This is a genomic window from Streptomyces luteolus (assembly GCF_029968015.1).
In the GTDB taxonomy this organism is placed as follows: domain Bacteria; phylum Actinomycetota; class Actinomycetes; order Streptomycetales; family Streptomycetaceae; genus Streptomyces; species Streptomyces luteolus.
This window is the reverse complement of sequence record NZ_JASCIS010000024.1, coordinates 1-23,126: the sequence shown is the minus strand read 5'-3', so window position 1 is coordinate 23,126 and position 23,126 is coordinate 1. Positions and strand designations below refer to the sequence as shown.

At 70.9% G+C, this 23,126-nt stretch carries 14 protein-coding genes; 5 read left to right on the top strand and 9 right to left on the bottom strand.

What is annotated here, in order from left to right; genetic code table 11:
* Nucleotides 1–30 precede the first annotated feature (30 nt).
* Complete coding sequence (locus QIT00_RS22960; protein ID WP_282537247.1) at nucleotides 31–966, top strand: hypothetical protein; 936 nt, start codon at nucleotides 31–33, stop codon at nucleotides 964–966.
* Between the two features lie 16 nt (nucleotides 967–982).
* On the opposite strand, the gene QIT00_RS22955 is transcribed toward QIT00_RS22960, so the two are convergent.
* From QIT00_RS22955 to uvrA, 3 genes are all read right to left on the bottom strand, one after another.
* Nucleotides 983–1,411, bottom strand: a complete 429-nt coding sequence (locus QIT00_RS22955) for a Rieske (2Fe-2S) protein (RefSeq protein WP_282537246.1) — start codon at nucleotides 1,409–1,411, stop codon at nucleotides 983–985.
* A gap of 214 nt (nucleotides 1,412–1,625) precedes the next feature.
* Nucleotides 1,626–3,383 carry an alpha/beta hydrolase gene (locus QIT00_RS22950; RefSeq protein WP_282537245.1) on the bottom strand — a complete coding sequence of 586 codons (1,758 nt, stop codon included), beginning with the start codon at nucleotides 3,381–3,383 and terminating at the stop codon, nucleotides 1,626–1,628.
* Between the two features lie 310 nt (nucleotides 3,384–3,693).
* Nucleotides 3,694–6,753: an excinuclease ABC subunit UvrA gene (gene uvrA, locus QIT00_RS22945; protein WP_282537244.1), complete on the bottom strand. Its 3,060-nt coding sequence runs from the start codon at nucleotides 6,751–6,753 to the stop codon at nucleotides 3,694–3,696.
* 222 nt (nucleotides 6,754–6,975) lie between these two features.
* On the opposite strand from uvrA, the gene QIT00_RS22940 reads away from it, so the two are divergent.
* The 3 genes from QIT00_RS22940 (at nucleotide 6,976) to QIT00_RS22930 (ending at nucleotide 12,708) form a co-directional block, all read left to right on the top strand.
* Nucleotides 6,976–7,662, top strand: coding sequence for a maleylpyruvate isomerase family mycothiol-dependent enzyme (locus QIT00_RS22940; RefSeq protein ID WP_282537243.1), 687 nt, complete (start codon nucleotides 6,976–6,978; stop codon nucleotides 7,660–7,662).
* Nucleotides 7,663–7,740: 78 nt separating this feature from the next.
* Nucleotides 7,741–8,397 (top strand): MBL fold metallo-hydrolase, encoded by a 657-nt coding sequence (locus tag QIT00_RS22935; protein WP_282537242.1) that lies wholly within the window; start codon nucleotides 7,741–7,743, stop codon nucleotides 8,395–8,397.
* Between the two features lie 831 nt (nucleotides 8,398–9,228).
* Nucleotides 9,229–12,708, top strand: a complete 3,480-nt coding sequence (locus QIT00_RS22930) for an AfsR/SARP family transcriptional regulator (protein ID WP_282537241.1) — start codon at nucleotides 9,229–9,231, stop codon at nucleotides 12,706–12,708.
* Nucleotides 12,709–12,821: 113 nt separating this feature from the next.
* Here QIT00_RS22930 and QIT00_RS22925 read toward each other — a convergent pair whose 3' ends face one another.
* The 6 genes from QIT00_RS22925 to QIT00_RS22900 all read right to left on the bottom strand — a co-directional run bounded on the left by QIT00_RS22925 (nucleotide 12,822) and on the right by QIT00_RS22900 (nucleotide 21,748).
* Nucleotides 12,822–13,850: a siderophore-interacting protein gene (locus QIT00_RS22925; protein WP_282537240.1), complete on the bottom strand. Its 1,029-nt coding sequence runs from the start codon at nucleotides 13,848–13,850 to the stop codon at nucleotides 12,822–12,824.
* Nucleotides 13,851–14,011: 161 nt separating this feature from the next.
* Nucleotides 14,012–15,073, bottom strand: coding sequence for a TerC family protein (locus tag QIT00_RS22920; RefSeq protein ID WP_282537239.1), 1,062 nt, complete (start codon nucleotides 15,071–15,073; stop codon nucleotides 14,012–14,014).
* Between the two features lie 285 nt (nucleotides 15,074–15,358).
* Nucleotides 15,359–17,563 carry a TerD family protein gene (locus QIT00_RS22915; protein ID WP_282537238.1) on the bottom strand — a complete coding sequence of 735 codons (2,205 nt, stop codon included), beginning with the start codon at nucleotides 17,561–17,563 and terminating at the stop codon, nucleotides 15,359–15,361.
* A gap of 249 nt (nucleotides 17,564–17,812) precedes the next feature.
* The gene (locus QIT00_RS22910) at nucleotides 17,813–18,391 is read right to left on the bottom strand and encodes a TerD family protein (RefSeq protein ID WP_282537237.1); all 579 of its coding nucleotides are present in this window, start codon (nucleotides 18,389–18,391) and stop codon (nucleotides 17,813–17,815) included.
* A 196-nt stretch (nucleotides 18,392–18,587) separates the two neighbouring features.
* Nucleotides 18,588–20,750, bottom strand: a complete 2,163-nt coding sequence (gene uvrB / locus QIT00_RS22905; RefSeq protein WP_282537236.1) for an excinuclease ABC subunit UvrB — start codon at nucleotides 20,748–20,750, stop codon at nucleotides 18,588–18,590.
* A gap of 98 nt (nucleotides 20,751–20,848) precedes the next feature.
* Complete coding sequence (locus tag QIT00_RS22900; RefSeq protein ID WP_282537235.1) at nucleotides 20,849–21,748, bottom strand: MHYT domain-containing protein; 900 nt, start codon at nucleotides 21,746–21,748, stop codon at nucleotides 20,849–20,851.
* Between the two features lie 265 nt (nucleotides 21,749–22,013).
* Between QIT00_RS22900 and QIT00_RS22895 the strand changes: the two genes are divergently transcribed.
* A complete protein-coding gene (locus QIT00_RS22895; RefSeq protein WP_282537234.1) occupies nucleotides 22,014–22,925 on the top strand; it encodes a glycerophosphodiester phosphodiesterase in 912 nt (303 codons plus the stop codon).
* The last annotated feature ends 201 nt before the right edge of the window (nucleotides 22,926–23,126 follow it).

Below are 23,126 nucleotides of genomic sequence, written 5' to 3'. Positions count from 1 at the left end.
GGCGTGAACGTTCACAAGGAGGGGTGCCCCATGCGGAGCGCCGGTGAAAACTCCCCGGAGGCGGCCGAGTTGGCCTCCGCCCTGCGCAGCGGCCCGTTCCATGTCGCCCTGCGCGCGGCGATCAGCGTACGGGGCCTGCCCCTGCACCGGGTGCGGCACCATCTGGCGGGCAAGGGGGTGCACGTCGGTGTCACCAGCCTGAGCTACTGGCAGCAGGGCGCCCGCAGACCGCAGCGCCCCGAGTCGCTGCGCGCGGTCCGTGCCCTGGAGGAGGTGCTGCGGCTGCCGGAGGAGTCCCTGCTCAGGCTGCTCGACCTGAACACCGGGGCGGAGCGGCCGCCGACCCGCTCGTACCGTTCGCTCGTCGATGTCTCCGGCGTGATCGAGACGCTCCTCGGCGGCCTCGGGCTGCCCCTGGACGGCGGGCTGCACACGGTCGGCCACCAGGAGCGCGTACGGATCGGCGCGCGCCGGGAGCTGCTCGGCCGCGATTCACAGCACATAGTGCGCGCCCACCACGACGGCGTGGACCGATATATGGCCATCCACCATGGCGATCCGGGGTGTGCCCCGGACCGGGTGAAGGTCAGGGCGATCGAGAACTGCCGTACAGGGAGGGTGCGTTGGCACCAGGCGTCGGGGATCCTGCTCGCCGAGCTGCTCTTCGACACCCGGCTGCGGACCGGCGACACCCATCTCTTCCACTACGCGTTCGAGGACGGCACTGCGGGCGCGAGCAGCGAGTACGTCCGTGGCTTCAGCTTTACGGGCGGGCAGTACGCGCTGCAGGTGCGCTTCCATCCGAGGGCGCTGCCGGTGCGCTGCCACCGCTTCGCCCAGCACTCGGCGGCGGCGCGGCGCAGCGGCCTGGAGGACCTCACGCTGAGCGGGCGGCACCGCTTCGTGCACCTGGTGGAGCCGGAGGTGCGGGCGGGGCTGCTGGGGATCGGGTGGGACTGGGAGTGAGCGCCCGTGGTGCGCCTCAGGCCTCCGGGCCCGCGATCAGCTTGCCTTTCTCGGTCCGCACGGGGACCTTCGGCAGCGGCACGGTGGCCGGGCCCTTGAGGGCCTTGCCGGTGTGGATGTCGAACCTGCTGCCGTGGCAGGGGCAGTTGCCCTCGTCCTTCTCGATCTTGTCGAGGACGCAGCCGGCGTGCGTGCACTGGGCGCTGAACGCCTTGTACTCGCCGTCGGCGGAGCGCGTCACGAGCAGGCGCTGCTCGCGGTAGAGCTTCACGCCGCCGACCGGCACCGCCTCCGCGTCGCCGAGGTCGACGGGCGCGGTGGGCGTGGGGTTCTGGGCGTGCCCGACCTTGGACTCCGTCGAGCAGGCCGCGACGCCGAGACCTGCCGTACCCGCGAGGGCCGCGCCTTTCAGGACGGTACGACGGGCAGCGGCCTTGCCGGGCATGGGGTCTCCACTGGTCAGGGTGTCGGTGAGGTCGGCGGTAGGGCGCCGGTGACGCAAGCGACGATACCGGTGCAGATCAGTACGGTGACGGGCGGGTCAGTACGCGACCGGCGGTCTGCACGGTGACCGGCTGGTCGGTACGGGGACCGGCGGGTCAGTACGTGGACCAGCGGGTCAGTACGGGGACCGGCTGGTCGGTACCGGGACCGGCGGGTCAGTACGGGGACTTCCGGGCCTCCAGGTGCCGGCGCAGCCGCTCGGTGTCCTGCTCCCGCCAGCCGTCGGGCGGCAGGACGGCGGCCCAGCCGTCGACGGATCCGGCGCCATAGCGGTGTCCGTGCGGTGCGTCCACGCCGTACGAGACGGCCATGTCGACGGTCGTCTGCCAGAAGCCCACGAACGGGAACCAGTCGATCTCCGGCGTGATGTCCGGCCCGAGGGGCTGGTCCAGCCACTGCGGGCGTTCGAGGAGCAGGTCGGGCGACCACCAGACGACCGGGTCGGACGCGTTCTGCAGATAGACCGCGCGGGGATGCCCCCAGTCGGCGGGCGGGCGTCGCAGATCCTTCTCGGGGAACTGTGCGAAGCGCACATTCCTGCCGTCTTCGAACTGTGGCCGCCACACAGGGCTGCCTTCGTCACGGCGGGCGCGGAGCTCCTGGGACACGGGCGAGAAGTGGGGGGTGCCGATGAGGAGCGCGCCGTCGGTGCCGCCGAGGAGTGCGTCGACGCTGCCGAAGGAGTCCTCGATGGCGTACGCGCCGAGGCTCTCGCCGGTGACGGCCAGCCGGGGCCGCTGCCGCTCGGGCAGCGCGTCGAGCTCTGTGCGTACGGCCTCAACGAGGGCGCGCGTGGACTGCCCGGCCTTCTCCTTGTCGACGAGGAAGGAGACCCAGCTCGGCAGGTACGAGTACTGGACGGCGACGATGGCCGTGTCGCCGCCGTACATGTACTCCAGTGACTCGGCCACGGTGGCGTCGACCCAGCCGGACCCGGTGGTTCCGGCGATGGCGAGCACCTCGCGGTCGAAGGCTCCGGTCCGCTTCAACTCCCGTACCGCGAGCTGCGCTTGGGCCTGGAACGGCTCGTCCTCGTCCTCGCTGAAGGCCTCGGGCGCGGAGGAGCTGATGTAGACGCGCACCGGGCTTTTCGCGGGCCGGCCGGTGTACGCCGAGATGCGGGCGGCGCTCAGGCTGGAGCCGGTGAAGTTCCGCCCCTGGAAGCCGAGGTCCTGCCAGCGGATCAGCGATTCGGGGCCTCCGGACACCAACCGGGATGTGGGCCTGTGGATGCCGTCCTTGGTGCCGAAGTTGGTGGCCTGGGCGATGCGGTCGGCGACGTCGATGATGCCGCGGTCGAAGACGACGTCACGGATGCCGACGGTGACGAGCAGGGCGCTGATCAGCAGCCCGAGGCCGACCGCGACGGGCCTGGGGAGCAGTCGGCCGAGGCCGTGGATGAGCCGGCTGGAGCCGAGGCGGATCAGTCGGGCGAGGAGGAGGACGAGCAGGGCGATCGCCACGGTCATCAGCGCGATCAGCGCGGAGTCCCAGGTGAGGGCGGGCGGCAGGCCCTGGAGGGCGCGTAGTTGGCGCTGCATCCGCGCACTCTCCGCGAGCAGCCATCCGGCGAGTACGGGGCTGAGCACCCAGTAGGCCTGCCAGCAGCGGACGCGGGCGGGCTCGCTCGGCCGCCTGCGGACGAGGGCGCGGAAGAGGGTGCTGAGGGTGGAGCCGACGGCGTATCCGATGGCTGCGGTGATGCCTCCGATGACGCCTTGGAGGTACCAGGGTCTGGGGACGAGCGAGGGGGTCAGGGAGAGCCAGAAGAAGACGGTGGCGACGCAGGTGGCTGTGAGGTCGGGCCAGCGGCGCACGAGCCAGGACTCGTCGGGGCGGTCCTTGAGGGGGTGGCGGGCGAAGGCGGCGATTCCTCTTGCGGCTCTCTCGACATGCCTCCCCGGGTTGCGCATGGGCCCACGGTAGGGGGCGCCTGCTCCGACTGCGCGTGGATTACGGCCAGTTGTCGATTACGGCCGGTTGTCGATACGGCCGGTGTCGAAAACGGCTAGTTGCCGGGGCCATTCCTCGGGGACGGTCCTGCCCCGTGCCGCAGCCCTTGCCGGGGTGCTCGCTCGCCGGACGGACCCGAGTGGAGTCCGTCGGGGAGGTCGCTCGCCGGACGGACCTGGGTGGAGTCCGTCCGGCGAGCGTCGCCTCTACGGGCCGGCTGGGGCCCGGGTTCCCGGCGGGCCGGGGTCCCCCCGGCGGGGCCGGGTCTCGTCAGGCCTTACGCGTGCGTGCCGCCGTCTTGGCCGGGGCCGTGGCCGGGGCGGTGGCCTTGGCCGTCTTCTTGGCGGCGCCCTTCGCTGTGCCGGTCTTCGCTGTGACGGCCTTCGCTGTGACGGTCTTCTTGGCGGGAGCCTTGGCCGCCACCGTGCTGTTCACCGCCTTCTTCGTGGTGCGCTTACGGGCCGGGGGCACCGTCGCGTCGCTGACCCGGTCCGACCCGAGGGTGTCCCGCAGGAACTTGCCGGTGTGGCTGGCGGGGATGCCCGCCACCTCCTCCGGGGTGCCTTCGGCGATGACGAGGCCGCCGCCGCTGCCGCCTTCGGGGCCCATGTCCACGACCCAGTCGGCTGTCTTGATCACGTCGAGGTTGTGCTCGATGACGATGACCGTGTTGCCCTTGTCGACCAGTCCGGACAGGACGTTGATCAGCTTGCTGATGTCCTCGAAGTGCAGGCCGGTGGTGGGCTCGTCCAGGACGTACACGGTGCGGCCCGTGGAGCGCTTCTGGAGTTCGCTCGCGAGCTTGACGCGCTGCGCCTCACCGCCGGACAGGGTGGGCGCGGACTGGCCCAACCGCACGTACCCCAGGCCGACTTCGTTGAGCGTCTTGAGGTGGCGGGCGATCGTCGGGACGGCCTCGAAGAAGCCGAGCGCCTCCTCGATGGGCATGTCCAGGACCTCGGCGATGGACTTGCCCTTGTAGTGCACTTCCAGGGTCTCGCGGTTGTACCGCGCGCCGTGGCAGACCTCGCACGGGACGTACACGTCCGGCAGGAAGTTCATCTCGATCTTGATCGTGCCGTCGCCCGAGCAGTTCTCGCAGCGGCCGCCCTTGACGTTGAACGAGAAGCGTCCGGGCATGTATCCGCGGACCTTCGCCTCGGTGGTCTCGGCGAACAGCTTGCGGACGTGGTCGAAGACTCCGGTGTACGTCGCCGGGTTGGAGCGCGGCGTCCGGCCGATGGGCGACTGGTCGACGTGCACCACCTTGTCGACGAGGTCGTCGCCGTCCACGCGCGTGTGCCGGCCCGGGACGTTGCGGGCGGCGTTCAGCTCACGGGCCAGGTGGGTGTACAGGATGTCGTTGACCAGCGTCGACTTGCCGGAGCCGGAGACTCCGGTGACCGCGGTGAGGACACCGAGCGGGAACGACACGTCGATGTCCTGCAGGTTGTTCTCCCGGGCGCCGTGCACCGTGAGGCGGCGGGCCGGGTCGGCGGGGCGGCGGATGTCGGGGATCGGGATGGCCTTCTCGCCCGCGAGGTACTTGCCGGTCATCGACTCGGCGTTGTTCAGCAGCTCCTTCAAGGGGCCGCTGTGGACGACCTTGCCGCCATGCTCACCGGCGCCGGGGCCGATGTCGACGACCCAGTCCGCGACCTTGATCGTGTCTTCGTCGTGCTCGACCACGATCAGGGTGTTGCCCATGTCGCGCAGGCGGACCAGGGTCTCGATGAGCCGGTGGTTGTCCCGCTGGTGCAGGCCGATGGAGGGCTCGTCCAGGACGTAGAGCACGCCGACGAGGCCGGAGCCGATCTGGGTGGCGAGGCGGATGCGCTGGGCCTCGCCGCCGGAGAGGGTGCCCGCGGCGCGGTTCAGGGAGAGGTAGTCCAGGCCGACGTCGACCAGGAAGCGCAGCCGTTCGTTGACCTCCTTGAGGACGCGCTCGGCGATCTTCTTGTCGCGCGCGTTGAGCTTCAGCTCGGCCAGGAAGTCCGCGCAGTCGGCGATCGACATGGCGGAGACCTCGGCGATCGACCTGCCCATCACGGTGACGGCGAGGACGATCGGCTTGAGGCGGGTGCCTTCACAGGTGGGGCAGGGCACCTCGCGCATGTACCCCTCGAAGCGCTCGCGGCTGGCGTCGCTCTCGGCCTCGCTGTGCCGCCGCTTCACGAAGGGGACGGCGCCTTCGAAGGGCGTGGTGTACACCCGCTCCCTGCCGTACCTGTTGCGGTAGCGGACCTCGATCTGGGTCTTGTGGCCGTTGAGGAGGGCCTTCTTCGCGCGCTGCGGGAGCGCCGCCCAGGGGGTGTCCGCACTGAAGCTGAGGGCGTCGGCGAGGGCTCCGGTGAGGCGGCCGAAGTACTCCTTGGTGTGGCCGTGCGACCAGGGGTGGATGGCGCCTTCGTCGAGGGACTTGTCCTCGTCGGGCACGATCAGCTCGGGGTCGACCTCCATGCGCGTGCCGATGCCGGTGCAGTCCGGGCAGGCGCCGAAGGGCGAGTTGAACGAGAAGGAGCGGGGTTCGAGCTCTTCGAAGGAGAGGTCGTCGTGCGCGCAGTAGAGGTGCTCGGAGTACATCCGCTCGCGCTCGGGGTCGTCCTCGGGGAGGTCGACGAAGTCGAGTACGACCATGCCGCCGGAGAGGCCGAGGGCGGTCTCCACGGAGTCGGTGAGGCGGCGCTTGGCGGAGTCCTTGACGGTGAGGCGGTCGACGACCACCTCGATGGTGTGCTTCTCCTGCTTCTTCAGCGTGGGCGGCTCGGAGAGCTGGATGGTCTGCCCGTCCACACGCGCGCGGCTGTAGCCCTTGGTCTGGAGGTCGGAGAAGAGGTCGACGAACTCGCCCTTGCGCTCACGCACCAGCGGCGAAAGCACCTGGAAACGGCTGCCCTCGGGGAGCTCCAGGACCTTGTCGACGATCGCCTGCGGCGACTGGCGCGCGATGGGGCGGCCGCACTCGGGACAGTGCGGCTTGCCGATGCGCGCGAAGAGCAGGCGCAGGTAGTCGTACACCTCGGTGATGGTGCCGACCGTGGAGCGGGGGTTGCGCGAGGTCGACTTCTGGTCGATCGAGACGGCCGGGGAGAGGCCCTCGATGAAGTCGACGTCGGGCTTGTCCATCTGGCCGAGGAACTGGCGCGCGTACGAGGAGAGGGACTCCACGTACCGGCGCTGGCCCTCGGCGAAGATCGTGTCGAACGCCAGCGAGGACTTACCGGAGCCGGACAGACCGGTGAAGACGATGAGCGAGTCACGCGGAAGGTCGAGCGAGACATTTTTCAGGTTGTGCTCGCGCGCGCCACGGACGATGAGACGGTCGGCCACGCCGGTCCGCACCTTTCACTAGAGAAGCGGGGGCGGGGCCCCCGTCTCAACAGACTATGGGGGCCGCCACAGCGAAGGACTGCACTGCTTGAAACTCCTCGGCACCGCTTCGCATTCCAACAGTCCAAGAGTGCCTCGACCCAGGCTATAGCACGCGCATTCGATTTACGGTCACGGTCCGGCGGCTTCACCCGTACGAGTGCCGGGGCTATCGTCGGAGCCATGAGTGATCATGTGCGTGACCTGGAGTCCCTACGCGAAGCGACCGATCGGCTCCTGACCGCGGTCGGCAAACTGGACAACGCGGCGGTCGCCGCGCCGTCACGGCTTCCGGGGTGGACCCGCGGCCACGTCCTGGCCCACGTGTCCCGCAACGCGGACGCCCTGGTGAACGTCCTCGCGGGTCGTCCCATGTACGCGAGCGCCGCCGACCGCGACGGCGACATCGAGCGGGACGCCCCGCGACCGCAGCCGGAGCAGCTGGCCGACCTGCGCGAGAGCGCGGAGCGGTTCCTGGAGGCTACCTCCGTCGACGCCGACTGGTCGCGGACCGTGGAGCTGCGCAACGGCGTGACCGACACCGCCTCGCGTGTGCCGTTCCGGCGTCTGATCGAGGTGGAGCTGCACCACGTCGACCTGAACATCGGCTACGAGCTGGAGGACCTGTCGGCGGACTTCACGCGGCGCGAGATCACGTTCCTCGCGGACCGTTTCTCCGGCAATTCCACCGTGCCGGAGATCGCGGTCACCGCCACCGACGGCGGCCAGTGGACCACCGGCCGCCAGGACGGCGACGTCATCTCCGTGATCGGCCCCTCCGCCGATCTGCTGGGCTGGCTCGCCGGCCGCCGCGAGGGCGCGGGCCTGGACTGCGACGGCGGACTGCTTCCCGTTCTGCCCGCTCTGTAGGCAGTACGGGAAGCAGTCCGGTCCGTAGGCAGCCCGGTCCCTAGGCTGCATGCACTTCCTGCTCGGTAGGGTGAATCCATGACGTACAGCGGAGCGGTGAAGGTCGGTGGACCCGCGGACGTGCACGAGCTCGCGGACCTGATGATCTCCAAGATCGCCGTCGGCCCCATGAACAACAACGCGTATCTGCTGCGCTGCCGGGGTACCGGCGAGCAGCTCCTGATCGACGCGGCGGCCGAGGCGGGCACGCTGCTCGACTTCATCGGCCCGAGCGGGATCACGTCAGTGGTCACCACGCACCGGCACGGCGACCACTGGGGCGCACTGCAGGAGGTCGTGACCGCGACCGGCGCGCGCACGTACGCGGGGCGCTTCGACGTGGACGGCATTCCCGTGGCGACCGACGTTCCGGTCGAGGACGGGGACACGATCAAGGTGGGCCGCGTCGAGCTGACCGCCCGCCACCTGGTGGGCCACACGCCGGGCTCGATCGCCCTCGTCTACGACGACCCGCACGGTCACCCGCATGTGTTCACCGGCGACTGCCTCTTCCCGGGGGGTGTGGGGAACACACACAACGACCCGAAGGCGTTCGTGAGCCTGATCGACGATGTCGAGACCAAGCTCTTCGGGCAGCTCCCCGACGAGACCTGGGTCTACCCGGGCCACGGCAACGACACCACCCTGGGCGCCGAGCGGCCGCACCTGGCGGAGTGGCGCGAGCGCGGCTGGTAGACCTCCGGCCGAGCCCCGACCCCCGACCCGCCCCGTCACACCGTGGCGGGGCGTCGTCGTCCCCAGGGAGGACTGTCGCTGCGCGGGCGCTGCGCGGAGGCAGCTCCGGGAGGGTGTGGGATCTCTACACCACCGAGGGACGGTGGGTCGTCAAGACCCAGGCGGCGTCTGAGGATTGGCAGCGCCGCCACATGGCACGAGCCCACACCCTCGACCGGGCCGCCTACATCGCCGGCCTCCCCCTGGCCCGTCCCGTCACCCCGCCCGAACCCGCTGTCGGCTTCTGGCACGACATCGACGCCACGCACGCGCGCGTGGTGGAGTTCGTCGAGAACGCCCACCCTGTAGTGGTTGATTCGGCAGTCGCACCCGGGGCTCTCGCCGCATGGTTGGGACGCACCCTGGCGTCGATCGGGCAACTGGGCGTGCCCGGTGCCCCGGCGACCGTGACATCGGCCCCGCCAACGGGCAGTCCTCGCCGCGCACCTGGCAGCGGGTGGGGCGCAGGGCCCGGCGGACGAGTCGGCCTTGGCGGGGCTGCTGCGGGCGACGCTCGGGTTCACGGCGTACACGCTGTGGCTGTCGCTCGGACACCGCGGCGGTGAGGCGCTGGGCCGGGCGCGGGCGGCGGTACGGTTCCGCGGCGGCGGGCTCGCTGCAGCGGGGCGTCACGGCGCTTCCGGAGTGGTGTGCGCTGCTTTCGGTGACGCACACGCGCGGTGCTTGTTCCTCTCGTGCGGTCAGAAGCCCCTGGCGAGCGCGTGCCGCCGCGTGCGGTGAGGCCTCCCGGCGCCGTGGGCGGCACCTCCGTGCAGCTTGGACAATGGTCGGGTGACTCCCCACTACCGCGTACTCGGCCCCACGCGCGTGCTGCACCCCGACGGCGAGGAGGCCTCGCCGGGCGGCGCACGGCTGCGCGCGCTGCTGACCGCTCTGGCCGCCGACTGCGGTCGAAGCGTGACCGTGGGGCAGCTGATCGCCCAGGTGTGGGGCCCGGACGAAGAGCCGCCGGCGGACGCGGTGAAGGCCTTGCAGGCGCTGGTCGGCAGGCTGCGGCGCACGCTCGGGCACACAACGGTGGCCTCGGCGCCCGGCGGCTATCTGCTGGCCGCCGATCCCGACGACATCGACCTGCACCGTTTTGAACGGCTCGCATCAGCGGGGGCGGCCGCCTCCGCAGCGGGCGACGCCGCACGCGCGGTGGCGCTGTTCGACGAGGCACTCGCCCTCTGGAGCGGGCCCGCGCTGCTCGACCTCCCCGGACACGCGACGGACCCGCTGGCCGTACGCATGGAGCGGCTGCGCGACACGGCACACCGCAACCGGCTGGCAGCGCAGGTCGCCCTGGGCCAGGCGGACGCGGCGCTGGGAGAACTCACCGCGTCGGCCGCCGAGAACCCGCTCGACGAGCCGCTGCAGGCACTGTGGCTGCGCGCCCTGCACGCCACGGGGCGCACCGCCCAGGCCCTGGCGGGCTACGAGGAGGTACGGGCCGGACTTGCCGAGCGGCTGGGCACATCCCCGGGTGCCGAACTGCGGTCGCTGCACGCCGAGTTGCTTCGGCCGTCGCCAGGCGCCGGCGACGGTCCGGGATCGGCTTCCGGGAGCCCGGAGGCGGCGCTTCCGTCCACTGGCCACCCGTCGCGCTCCCCCGCGCCCGGGGCGCACGCTCCGGGCAACCTTCGCGCTCCCCTCACCTCCTTCGTCGGCCGCGAGTCGGAACTCCTGCTCCTCGCCGGGGAGTTGCAGAAGCAGCGACTTGTCACGCTGCTCGGCCCCGGCGGTGTCGGCAAGACGCGACTGGCGACGGAGGCGGCCCGGACAGGGCACGAGACAGCGGGGAAGGAGGTGTGGCAGGACGGCGTATGGGTGGCCGAGCTGGCGCCCGTACGTGATGCGGAGACCGTCCCTGAGGCGGTGCTCACGGCCCTTGGCGCCCGCGAGACGACGGTGCGCGGCCCCGGTGCGTCCGCCGAGGAGCTGCAGCCCGCGCCCCGCGACCCGTTGGCGCAACTGGTCGAGCACTGCCGACGTCGACGGCTCCTGCTCGTCCTCGACAACTGCGAACATCTGGTGGGCGCCGCCGCCGAGTTGGTGCACGCGCTGCTCACCGAGTGCCCCGAGGTGACCGTCCTGGCAACCAGCCGGGAGCCGCTCGGAGTGCCCGGGGAGGCGGTGCGGCCCGTCGAGCCGCTGCCGCAGGACGTGGCGCTTCGGCTGCTCGCCGCTCGGGGTGCGGCCGCGCGGCCGGGCTTCCGCGTCCAGGACGATCCGGACGCCTGCGCGGAGATCTGCCTCCGGCTCGACGGCCTGCCCCTGGCGGTCGAACTGGCCGCCGCACGGCTGCGGTTGCTCACCGCACGACAACTGGCGGACCGGCTGGACGACCGGTTCCGGCTGCTCGGCCGGGGCAGCGGCAGCCGCACGGCCCTGCCCCGGCAGCAGACGCTGCGCGCCGTCGTGGACTGGTCGTGGGACCTGCTCGACGAGGCCGAGCGGACGGTGCTGCGGCGGCTCTCCGTCTTCTCGGGCGGCTGCACCGTGGAGCAGGCGGAGGAAGTGTGCGGCGCGGGCACGCTGGAGACGCTCGCGTCCCTGGTCGACAAGTCCCTCGTGGTGGCGACACCACCGGGAGCCGAGGAAACCGACGCACGCCATGGAACCGATGCACCCCAAAGAGAGGAGGGCGAGCTCTGGAGCACGGACATGACGACAACTCCATACGCCTACGAGGGCATGCGGTACCGGCTGCTCGAAACAGTCGCCGAGTACGCCACCGAGCGCCTCACCGAGGCCGGAGAGCGGGAGTCCGTCGTACGACGGCATCTCACCGCGTACCGGGAGCTGATGCGCATCGGCGAACCGGAGCTGCGCGGGCCGCGGCAGGTGGGCCGGCTGCGGCGGTTCGAGCGCGAGCACGACAACGTACGCACAGCTCTGCGTACCGCGGTCGAGCTGGGGTCGGAGCAGGACGGGCTGTGCCTGGCGCTGTCGATGAGCTGGTTCTGGCAGCTGCGGGGCCACCAGGCGGACGCCCGTATCTGGTCCTCGGCGGTCGCCGCGCTGGGCCCGGACCCCTTCGAGGATCCGGTTCGGGTCGCGGTGCCGCTGGAGGAGCGGTGCACCGACCGCCCGCCGCCCTGGGACGAGGAACAGCTGTGGGAGGCGCGGCGCGGGATCCGGCTCCTCGTGCAGGCGACCAGTCCAGAGGGAGACGCGGACGCGCTCGCGCGGCCGGAGACGCAGGCGTACATGCGTCGGGTCGTGGCGGCGTACCGCTCCGGGATGCCGCAGGTCAGCCGCCAGCCCGGGTCGGTGTGGTACTTCGCGCGGCTGATGACGGGCGAGTTCGCGGATGTCGAGGAGACGATGGACGCGGTCGTGCGGGACATCGAGGCCCTGGATGAGCGCTGGCGGCAGGCGCACGCCTGGGAGCTCGGGTTCACGTACCTGATGCGAGCGCGACTGGCGCACGACCGTCCGGAGGCACCGGAACCGTCGGCAGGCGACGCCGACCTGGCCCTCGGCCACTTCGAGCGGGCCGACAACCCGTGGGGCATCGCCGAGTCGCTCGCCGCTCGGGGCGAGGAGCACGCGCGCCGGGGGCGGTACGCGGAGGCGGCCGTGGACCTCGAGCGGGCGATGACGGAGGCCGTGCGGATCGGGGCGCACCATCAAGTGCCATTGTTCAAGGCGCGGTTGGCGGATGTACGGCTGCGGATCGCGGGCGACGGGACGGAGCGGGAGGAGGCGGAAGGGCTGCTGCGCGAGGCGGCGCGAGAGGCGGACCGGTTCGGTGGCGAGCCGGTCAGCACCGCCCGGCTGCTGCTCGTGCAGCACTACGGCGCCTCGGGCCGGACCGATCGAGCGCGAGAGGAGTTGCTGGAGCTGGAGCGGTCCCTGCCCGGCGGGGTGTCGGCGCTGTTCGAGGGGGCGCTCGCGGGGCAACGGGCGTGGCTGGACTGTCTGGACGGGAGGTTCGAGCAGGCCGCGGAGCACGTCGGGCGGGCGGTGCGCCGGATGGAGAGCGTGGCGTACCTGGTCGCGCCGTGGCTCGTCGCCGACCAGTTCCTCGTCGCCGCCTGGGCCAAGTCACGGCTCGGCGCGGGCGCGGACGGGGCGCGGCTGCTCGGCGCGTACGACGGATATGGGCTGAGCGGGAGTTTCGGCTTCAGGCCGTTCCCCGACGCGGCGGAGATACGGTCGCGCGCCGAGGCCGAGCTGCGCACGGCCCTGGGGTCCGCGGCTTACGAAGCGGCCCATGCGCGCGGGAGCAAGCTGTCCGTGCGGGAGGCGGCGGCTTTGGTGTGAGGGTGCTCGACCCGCCACCCGACGCCCGTCCCCCGTCTCCCGTCTCCCGTCTCCCGCCACCGGCCGCCCCTACGGGGTCGCCCCTGAGCCCGGGCCCCTCGCTGGGCCTTTGCCTAGTTCTGCGCCTGTGCCTGGGTCTGGGTCCGCGCCTTGGCCTGCGCCTGCGCCTTGGCCTGTGCCTGGGCCTGTGCCTGGGCCTGTGCGAGAAGCTCCTGGGCGTCGGCCAGGTCGTCTGCCGTGGGGGCGTCGTCCTGTGTGAGACGCAGTCTCCAATACCCGGCGAAGTCGACGTCCTTCTTGGCCATGCCCCGCTCCCCCACCAGATGGCGACGCAGCGCGCGTACGGCACCGGCCTCACCGGCCAGCCAGGCGTAGGCGGAGCCTTCGGGGAAGGTGGCGCTCCGGATCGCGCCGAGCAACAGGCCCGCGTGCCCGGCGGGGGTCTCGCCCCGGTGCAGCCAGTGCACGGTCAGTTCGCCGCGGGTCGTGAACTGCTGCTCGTCGGCCGCGTCCTGAACCTCGATGCAGGCGACCGCCTTGGCGCCCTCCGGCAAGGCTTCGATGATCGTGCCGAGCGCGGGCAGCGCCGTCTCGTCCCCGGCGAGGAGCGTCCAGTTGGCGATGCCGAGCGGGACCGGCTTCGAGTAGTGGGCCGATGGGCCGAACATGCCGATCACGTCGCCGGGTTGTGCCCGGGCAGCCCAGCGGGTGGCGGGGCCCACGCCCGCGTCACCGTGCAGCACATCTCGATGCCCGCTGTCTCCGTGCCCGCAGGCGCCGTGCCCGCCGTCGCCGTGCCCGCCGTCGCTGTGCAGCACGAAGTCGATGTCGATCGTCGCGTCCACCGGGTGGTGCGCGCGCACGGTGTAGCTGCGCATCCAGGGACGTTCCGCCTCGGGGATCGCGTGGAACCCCTCGTACCAGCGCATCGGATCCCCGCCTCCGGCCCCGGCTTCGGGCAGGCGCGGGCGGTCCTGGCCGGGCTTCGGGAAGTACAGCTTGACCTGCTGGTCGGGGCCGTCGAGGCGGAGGTCGGCGAGGTCGGCGCCGCCGAGGGTGATGCGGGCCATGCGCGGTGTGAGGCGTCGGGCGCGGACGACGTGGAGGAACCGGACGGGGAGCTGTGTCGCGTACGAGGTCATGGCTCGACGCTCTCGCGTCGCGTCGACAGATCGGCGACAGCCCGTCTACACCCCCTGCGGGGCGGAGACGGGCTGTCACCGTTCTCGTGCGCCGGACGCGCCGGCCGGCTGTCGCGCCGACCGACTGTCGCGCCGACCGACTGTCGCGCCGGCCGTGGCCGTCAGGCCTCTATGTCGTCCTTCGAACGCTCGGACTTCACCGAACCGTCTTCGGCCTTGAGCTGCTTGGCCTCCGACTGTTCGCCGCCCGGCAGGTCCGCGCTCTTGGCGGCCTCCTGGGCCTCCTGCTTCTTCGCGGCGATCAGGCTGGTGATCGTGGTGACGATCAGCACGGCACAGATGACGCCGAGGGAGAACGGAATGGAGATCTCCGGTACGTGCACACCGCTCTCGTGCAGTGCGTGCAGGACCAGCTTCACGCCGATGAAGCCGAGGATCACCGACAGGCCGTAGCTCAGGTGGACCAGCTTCTTCAGCAGTCCGCCGATGAGGAAGTACAGCTGCCGCAGACCCATCAGGGCAAAGGCGTTGGCGGTGAAGACGATGTACGGATCCTGGGTCAGGCCGAAGATCGCGGGGATGGAGTCCAGGGCGAAGAGGACGTCGGTGCTACCGATCGCCAGCATGACGACCAGCATCGGCGTCATGACCTTCTTGCCGTTCTCCTCGATCCACAGCTTGGTGCCGTGGTAGCGGTCGGCCACGCCGAAGCGCTTCTCGGCCGCCTTCAGGAGCTTGTTCTCCTCCCACTCCTCGTCCTCCTCCTCGGCCCTGGCCTCCTGGATCAGCTTCCAGGCGGTGTAGATCAGGAACGCGCCGAAGATGTAGAACACCCACGAGAAGCTCGCGATGATCGTGGCACCGGCGGCGATGAAGATCGCGCGGAGCACGAGAGCTATGAGGACGCCGACGAGCAGGACTCGCTGCTGGTACTGCGAGGGCACCGCGAACTTGCCCATGATCAGTACGAAGACGAAGAGGTTGTCGACGCTCAACGACTTCTCGGTGATGAAGCCGGCGAAGAACTCGCCCGCGGGCTGTCCACCGCCCCAGATCAGCAGGCCGAGCCCGAAGAGCGCGGCGAGAACGATCCAGACGACCGTCCAGATTCCGGCTTCCTTGATGGATACGTCATGGGGCTTGCGCCCGATGAAGAAGTCAGCACCGATCAGGGCACACAGGCCCACGATCGTGAGGACCCATAGGGTCAGGGAAACATCCACTGCGCCTCCGGCAGTACGTAACGGCACAAACACCAGCGTCGTCGCTGCCGGAGGTCTCTTCCACCCGAGGCGCCGCTCTCACGAACGCTCGGCGGGCCGACGCCCCGGGACCTGGCCCAGATCCGTATTGACGGGAACGCCGCATTCAGGGAGTACTCCCCTCCGCGAGATGAAGAGTACGCGAATTACCAAGGAAAGGTAAAGAGTGAAGTAAAGCACAAACCAAACGTGCAGGTCAGAGGGGTTTTGCGATGGGGGTCGTGAGCAAAACCCGCCTTGACCATCTCAACGTCCCCAGGCTCTGCGCGCGTCGGCGACCCGGGCCAGGACGTCGCTCAGCACCTCACTGCCGGGCGGGGTGAGCGAAGGCTCGTACGTCCAGGCATGGCCGACCCACGGGTCCGCGAGGTGGTCATCGGGCACCGGCGTGAGCCGCAGCAGCGAGCGCCACAGCGGGTCGAGGATCGGTCCGTACTCCGCGGCGTCCTCGCGGTCGGCGACCATCATCAGGTGGACGCCCACCGCCGGGCCCTCGTCGGCGAGGTACCGCAGCTGGGTCACGGCACGGTCGTCGAAACCGTGCGGGAAGTCGTTGACGATCAGCAGTTGCTCGGCCGTGTCCACATCGGGCGGCAGCGAGTCCGTGGCGCGCGCCCGCACCGCCATCTGCACCAGATCCACCCGGCGCGTCAGCCGGGCCAGGACCTCGGACACCCCTGCCGCCCCTGCGGCGGGCGGATCGGCGAGCACACCCGAGTCACGCAGCGGAGCGAGCGATCCGGCCGCCGAGCCCGCGGGGTCGATGACATGCACCGCGAAGTCGCCGGGCGGGTACACGGCGAGCAGCCGGGCCGCGTGCGCCACCGCCGTGTCCATGGCGAGGCCGCGCGTCTCCTCGCTGTCGGCCAGGGACGCGGTGGCCGACGAGGACGTGCGTCCGCTGTCGATCCAGAGTCCGCGTTCGAGCGGCAGCCTGATCAGCATCGGGATCCGCAGATCGGCGCACTCGGGCAGATGGAGGTCACCCAGGCGCAGCGCCATGGGCGCCTCCATCGGGACGCGGTACGCGTGCCAGACCGGGTTGTCCCAGGCCGCGAAGGACGGCGGCAGGGCGGGCTCGACCACATCGGCCTCGGCGGAGAGCTGGGCGACGTCCCGGTCGAGGACCTCCCTGGCCTGCTCGACCAGCTTGGCCTGCTTGGCACGGGCCGCCTCACGCGCGGCGTCGCCCTGCCCGCTGATCCGGCTGCGCGGGTCGGTGAGGACCTGGTCGAGCTCCTGCTCCATACGGGACTCGGCGAAGTCCACGGCACTGCGGTACGCGGCGGCCGTACGGGCCAGGTCCTCGAACATGCCCCACACCTGGTTGTAGAGCCGCTCCTCCATGGACCAGCCGGTCGCGTCACCTGCGACGGGCCGCGCGGGCGCGCCCGGTTGCGCGGACTGCGGGGCAGGCGCCGGCGCGGGCGGCGCGGCCGTACGACGAGCGGGGTGGGTGTAGTCGACGGGACCGCCGGTGGACGCCGGGGTGGCGGTCGTGGCGGTCTGCGGCTCGGGCTGGTCGACGCGGTCCTGGGTCGGCTGGGTGTGCCCGTCGGGTCGGCCGCCCTGCTCGTCGGAGCGGACGGGCGTACGTGCGGCGGAGGACGGGGTAGGCGCGGGCTGGTGCGGGACTCCGCCGTCACCGGTCGGCGCGGGGCCGGTCGCCGGGCCCGCCGCTGCCGGGCCGGTCTGCACCGGAGACGGCGCCTGCGCCTGCGCCACATGACCGTCAGGAGCGGAAGCCGTAGCCGGGTGCGGGGAGTTGGCGGACGAAGCGGCCGCCGTGCCGTGGGTCTCCTGCGCGGGCGGCGCGGCCTGCCGTACCCGGTCGCCCTCGGCGGTGCGCTGCGGGGGCGCCGCGACGGAACGGGCCACACCGCTCGCCACGGCGTCCAGGATCTCGGCGGCGAGCGCCGGGCCGTCCGGCAGCCCCTGGTCGGTGAGCATCGCGGCCAGCCCGCCCGCGTACCCCTGGCCCACGGCGCGCACCTTCCAGGCGCCCTGCCTGCGGTACAGCTCCAGGGCCACCACGGCGGACTCCGCGTCCAGGTCCGTGATCGTGTAGCTGGCGATCTCTGAGCCATCGAGCCCGGTCACCGCGACGAACGGGGCCGCCAGGGCGCCGAACCTGACCGGGCCTCCCCCGCCGTCGGCCACTTGGGAGCCGTCGGTGACGGGCAGCGCCAGCAGGATGTTGACCCGCTCCGCGCCGGGCGGCAGGGCACCGAGGTCCACGGCGAGGCGATGGTCGGCTGCGGCCTGCTTGGAGACCTCGAGGCCCGGCACACCGGGGGACGCGGGGTGCGCCACCCAGTCGGCTCCGCGGACCTTGCCCTGCTCGTCACTGAGCGTCGCACCCGCCACGATCGGTCGGCCGGCCGACACCCGGATCTCCAGTCGGGTCTGGGGCAGTACGTGGTTCTGGCCCCTGACCAGCTCGGCCGTCATCGCCTTCGTTCCCCTCGTTGCGCTTTTCTTCAATTGCCGCCGACACGTCTGCCGCCGTCACGCCTGCAGGCGTCACCTCTGCAGGCGTCACCTCTGCAGGCGTCACCTCTGCAGGCGTCACCTCTGCAGGCGTCACCTCTGCAGGCGTCACCTCTGCAGGCGTCACAGTCAGACCGGCGCCCGTTGCCTGCCTCAACTTCCGCCCTCAACTGCCGCCGCCAGTACGTTAGTTGACGCGTACGGGTGTGCTTACAGGTGCGGCAGGATCGACGGCATCAGGTCCTGGAAAGTACGGCCGTTGGCCGGGGTTCCGAGGGCCGTCATGGACCAGCCGGAGCCCGTGCGGTGCACCTTGGCCATGATCTGGGCGGTGTACTGGCCGCCGCCGTCCAGCGTGAACCGGGACATCTCCTGGCCGTTCGTCTCGTCCACCAGGCGGCAGAAGGCGTTCTGCACCTCCTGGAAGGTCTGTCCGGTGAAGGAGTTCACCGTGAAGACGATCTGGTCGATGTGGACCGGGACGCGCTGCAGGTCGACGAGGATCGCCTCGTCGTCCCCGCCCTGGCCGACGCCGCCGACGAGGTTGTCACCGGTGTGCCGCACCGAGCCGTCGTCGCTGACGAGGTGGCGGAAGAACACCACGTCCACCGGCTGCTTGTCGGCGAACAGGACCGCCGACGCGTCGAGGTCGACCTCCTTGGTCCGGGAGCCGAACAGGCCGCGGCGCTGCGCCGCCTGCCAGCCGAGCCCCATGCGCACCGCGGTCAGGGTGCCCCCGTCATTCTTCTGCAGGCTGATCGCCTGCCCCTTCGTCATGTTGACCGACACGCGCTGTCCCCTCTCGAACCTTTCCCCAACGACCAACCGCCCCAAGTGCGGTTGCTCAGCACCCTACGCAGTGCCACTGACAGCACCGCAGTCCGGACAGCGCTTTGTGGCGTTCTTGCAACACATCCCGCCGACCCCGGCCGGCCGGTCGGCTCCGGCCGGGTGCGGCGGCGTGCTCAGGCGTTCCTCACCGGTCTCAGGCGAGGCCCGCCTCCTTCATCTGACGCAGTTCCTTCTTCATCTCGGACACTTCGTCACGCAGCCGGGCGGCGACCTCGAACTGGAGGTCCGCGGCCGCGGCGCGCATCCGGTCGGTCATCTCCTCGATCTGCTCGGCGAGTTGGGCCGCGGGCCGGTCCGTGGGAACCTGCTCGGCCTTCCCCTTGGCCGCCTTGCGCGACTTGGCGGACGTGCCCGCCGCGGCGTCCTGCCCCTTCGCCGAACCGAGGGACGGCACCGGGGCCTTGGCGCCCTTGCCGTCCTTGGCCTTGCGGTAGCCGGAGCCGAGGAGCTCCTCCGTGTCGACCTCCTCGCGGGCGATGGCCGACACGATGTCGTTGATCTTCTTGCGGAGCGGCTGCGGGTCGATGCCGTTCGCCTTGTTGTACGCGACCTGCTTCTCGCGGCGCCGGTTGGTCTCGTCGATGGCCTTCTCCATCGCCGGGGTGATCTTGTCCGCGTACATGTGGACCTGGCCGGAGACATTGCGCGCCGCGCGGCCGATGGTCTGGATCAGGGAGGTGCCTGAGCGCAGGAAGCCCTCCTTGTCGGCGTCGAGGATCGCCACCAGGGAGACCTCGGGCAGGTCGAGGCCCTCACGGAGGAGGTTGATGCCGACCAGGACGTCGAACTCGCCCGCGCGCAGCTCCCGCAGCAGCTCGACGCGGCGCAGGGTGTCGACGTCGCTGTGCAGATAGCGGACCTGGATGCCCAGTTCGAGGAAGTAGTCCGTGAGGTCCTCGGCCATCTTCTTGGTGAGCGTGGTGACGAGGACGCGCTCGTCCTTCTCCGCGCGGGTGCGGATCTCGTGCACCAGGTCGTCGATCTGCCCCTCCGTGGGCTTGACGACGACCTCCGGGTCGACCAGGCCGGTGGGGCGGATGATCTGCTCTACGTGCCCGTCCCCGCGTGAGAGCTCGTACGTCCCCGGGGTGGCCGAGAGGTACACGGTCTGGTCGATGCGCTCCTGGAACTCCTCCCACTTCAGTGGGCGGTTGTCGAGCGCGGAGGGGAGCCGGAACCCGTGGTCGACGAGGGTGCGCTTGCGGGAGGCGTCGCCCTCGTACATGGCACCGATCTGCGGGACGGTCACGTGGGACTCGTCCAGGACGAGCAGGAAGTCGTCCGGGAAGTAGTCGAGGAGGGTGTGCGGGGGTGTGCCGGGGTCGCGGTCGTCGAAGTGCATCGAATAGTTCTCGATGCCGGAGCAGGAGCCGATCTGGCGGAGCATCTCCAGGTCGTACGTGGTGCGCATGCGCAGGCGCTGGGCCTCCAGCATCTTGCCCTGCTTCTCCAGCTCGGCCAGGCGCTCGTCCAGCTCCTTCTCGATGCCGGTGATCGCCTTCTCCATGCGCTCGGGGCCCGCGACGTAGTGGGAGGCCGGGAAGACGTACAGCTGCTCGTCGTCGCTGATGACCTCGCCGGTGAGCGGGTGCAGGGTGGAGAGCGCCTCGATCTCGTCCCCGAACATCTCGATGCGGACCGCGAGTTCCTCGTACACCGGGAAGATCTCGATGGTGTCGCCGCGGACGCGGAAGGTGCCGCGCGTGAAGGCGAGGTCGTTGCGCGTGTACTGGATGTCGACGAAGCGGCGCAGGAGTTGGTCGCGGTCGATCTCGTCGCCGATCTTCAGGGAGACCATGCGGTCGACGTACTCCTGCGGCGTGCCCAGGCCGTAGATGCAGGAGACGGAGGCGACCACCACGACGTCCCGCCGGGTGAGCAGCGAGTTGGTGGCGGAGTGGCGCAGGCGCTCCACCTCCTCATTGATCGAGGAGTCCTTCTCGATGTAGGTGTCCGACTGCGGGACGTACGCCTCGGGCTGGTAGTAGTCGTAGTACGAGACGAAGTACTCGACGGCGTTGTTCGGCAGGAGTTCGCGGAACTCGTTGGCCAGCTGCGCCGCGAGCGTCTTGTTCGGCGCCATCACGAGCGTGGGGCGCTGCAGCTTCTCGATCATCCACGCGGTGGTGGCGGACTTGCCGGTGCCGGTCGCGCCGAGCAGGACGACGTCCTTCTCGCCTGCGCGGACGCGTCGGTCGAGGTCGGCGATGGCGGTGGGCTGGTCACCGCTGGGCTGGTACGGGCTGACGACCTCGAAGGGCGCCACCGTGCGTTCGATCTTGGATACGGGCCGCATGAGAACCACCGTACGACTCCCCACTGACAACCGGCCCCGCATTCGGCCCTGAGCCGCCGTCCTGCCTGGTCACAGGCGTACGGACGGCCGACCGGTGATCACCGGTCGAGGCGGGAGCGCGGGCCTCGCGGCGGGGCCGGGACGAACGTGCGGCGGCGGGGCGGGCGGCCCCGGGCCGCGTCGGAGCCTGGTCCGTGGGCCGGTATGCCGGGGCGGGGCACGAGCGCGGGGCCGGGGCGCGGGCTCTGCTCCGCGCGCTGCCGGTCGGCGCCCGTCGCCATCAGCGGGTCGAACATCACGACCACGCCGGCCAGAACGAGGAAGGCGAGCGGGCCGATCATCATGGGCGCGAGCAGTTCGGCGGGCGGGTCACCGGCCGGCAGGCTGCCGGAGCCGTGCAGGTGCACGTCGAGCGCGGCCATGCCGGTGTAGTGCATGCCGGTCACCGCGAGCCCCATGACGAGGCTGGCCCCGAGGCTCCACAGGAAGCCCCGCACCTGTACGGCGGCCCAGAGCGCGGCGGTGGCCGCGACGACGGCGATCACCACAGAGAGGGAGACGGTGAACGTGTCGTACCGGAGGGAGCCCTGCAGGCGCATTCCGGCCATGCCCAGATAGTGCATGGAGGCGACGCCGAGACCGGTGATGGTGCCGCCCGTGAAGAGCGCCATGACCGTCGCCCCGCGGTAGCCCACGATGAAGATCCCGATGCCGACCATCACGATGGCGAGGCCCAGGCTGGCGAAGGTGATCGCGGCGTCGTACCGGACGGGGACCCCTTCGACGGCGAACCCCATCATCGCCACGAAGTGCATGGTCCAGATGCCCGAGCCGATGGCGGCCGAGCCGAGGGCGAGCCAGCCCGGCCGCCAGGAGTTCTCCACGAGCAGCGATCTGGTGGTGCAGCGCAGGCCCAGCGCACCGCCGAGGCAGGCCATCAGGTACGCGACCACGGGCGTGACGAGCCCGTAACTGAATCCGTCGACCGTCCCCTGCATGCGTGGCAGCCCCTCCACCTGAATTGACTTGGTATCACCTGCGAGCCCCCGTGCAATCACCCTCTCAGAGCGAGTGATTGAGCAGAGATTAGAGCGCACCGACAAACGTACGAGCGATTTTTCGGCAAAGAATCCGGCGGCATGGGCGTGTTCGGGCTGTCTCGGGGCAACTCCGTTCAACCTGTGTCCATCCGGCGCCTGCCCCTTGTTAGTCATCGACTGTCACTCTCGTCCGGTCCGCGCTCTCTCGACCCGAGGAGTCCACGTGTACGCACGTCCCGCAGCAGCAACAGCCGCAGCGCTACTGGGAGTCGGCGCGCTCTTGCTCCCCACGACCACGGCCCACGCCGCCGCTCCGCAGACCACGAACGCCGTTCAGGCACCCGCCGACACCGACGGCCCGCTGGTCGTCGCCCACCGCGGCGCCTCCGCGTACGCCCCCGAGAACACGCTCGCCGCCATCGACAAGGCCCGGGACATGGGCTTCCGTTGGGTCGAGAACGACGTGCAGCGCACCAAGGACGGCGAGCTCGTCGTCATGCACGACGACAACCTGAAGCGGACGACGAACGTCGAGGAGGTCTTCCCCGACCGCGCTCCCTGGAAGGTCGCGGACTTCACCTCCGCCGAGATCGCCAAGCTGGACGCGGGCAGCTGGTTCGACGCCAAGTACAAGGGCGAGCGCGTGCCGACGCTCGAGCAGTACATGAACCGGGTCGAGCGGAACAACCAGAAGCTGGTCCTCGAGGTGAAGAAGCCGGAGCTGTACCCCGGCATCGAGCAGGACACGCTGCGGGTGCTCGAGAAGACGGGCTGGCTCGACCGCGGGCACGTCAGCAGCAAGCTGGTGTGGCAGAGCTTCAACGCGGACAGCATGCGCAAGGTGCACGCGCTGCGACCCGACATCAAGAAGGGCTTCCTGGGTACGCCCTCGGTCGCTGAGCTGCCGGAGTACGCGACGTTCGTCGACCAGATCAACGCGCGGCACACCACGATCTCGCGGTCGTACGTGGCGGCGATCCACGCGATGAGAGGCCCGCACGGCAAGCCGCTGGAGATCTACACGTGGACCGTCGACGAGGCGGCGGACGCGCGGCGCGCGGCCGGGTACGGCGTCGACGGGATCATCACCAACAGGCCGGACGTGGTGCGCTCGGCGGTCGGCGACGACGACTGAGCGGGGACGGTTCGGCAGCGGACACGACCCGGTCTGCGGACACGGCCCGGCCTCGGGCCGGGTCCGCCCGCCGGGTCGGCACGGGAGCGGGGGGGGGGGGGGGGGGGGGGGGGGGGGCGCCCCCCGGCCCCCCCGGGGGGGGGGGGGGCCCGGGGGGGGCGGGGGGGGGGGGGGGGGGGGGGGGGGGGGGGGTGGGGGGGG

What these genes read in the sequence shown, in the direction of transcription:
- uvrB (WP_282537236.1), bottom strand. Translation starts at nt 20,750, where the DNA reads ATGCGGCCCGTATCCAAGATCGAACGCACGGTGGCGCCCTTCGAGGTC.
- QIT00_RS22900 (WP_282537235.1), bottom strand. Translation starts at nt 21,748, where the DNA reads ATGCAGGGGACGGTCGACGGATTCAGTTACGGGCTCGTCACGCCCGTG.
- QIT00_RS22940 (WP_282537243.1), top strand. Translation starts at nt 6,976, where the DNA reads ATGAGTGATCATGTGCGTGACCTGGAGTCCCTACGCGAAGCGACCGAT.
- QIT00_RS22925 (WP_282537240.1), bottom strand. Translation starts at nt 13,850, where the DNA reads ATGACCTCGTACGCGACACAGCTCCCCGTCCGGTTCCTCCACGTCGTC.
- QIT00_RS22960 (WP_282537247.1), top strand. Translation starts at nt 31, where the DNA reads ATGCGGAGCGCCGGTGAAAACTCCCCGGAGGCGGCCGAGTTGGCCTCC.
- QIT00_RS22955 (WP_282537246.1), bottom strand. Translation starts at nt 1,411, where the DNA reads ATGCCCGGCAAGGCCGCTGCCCGTCGTACCGTCCTGAAAGGCGCGGCC.
- QIT00_RS22935 (WP_282537242.1), top strand. Translation starts at nt 7,741, where the DNA reads ATGACGTACAGCGGAGCGGTGAAGGTCGGTGGACCCGCGGACGTGCAC.
- QIT00_RS22950 (WP_282537245.1), bottom strand. Translation starts at nt 3,383, where the DNA reads ATGCGCAACCCGGGGAGGCATGTCGAGAGAGCCGCAAGAGGAATCGCC.
- QIT00_RS22915 (WP_282537238.1), bottom strand. Translation starts at nt 17,563, where the DNA reads ATGACGGCCGAGCTGGTCAGGGGCCAGAACCACGTACTGCCCCAGACC.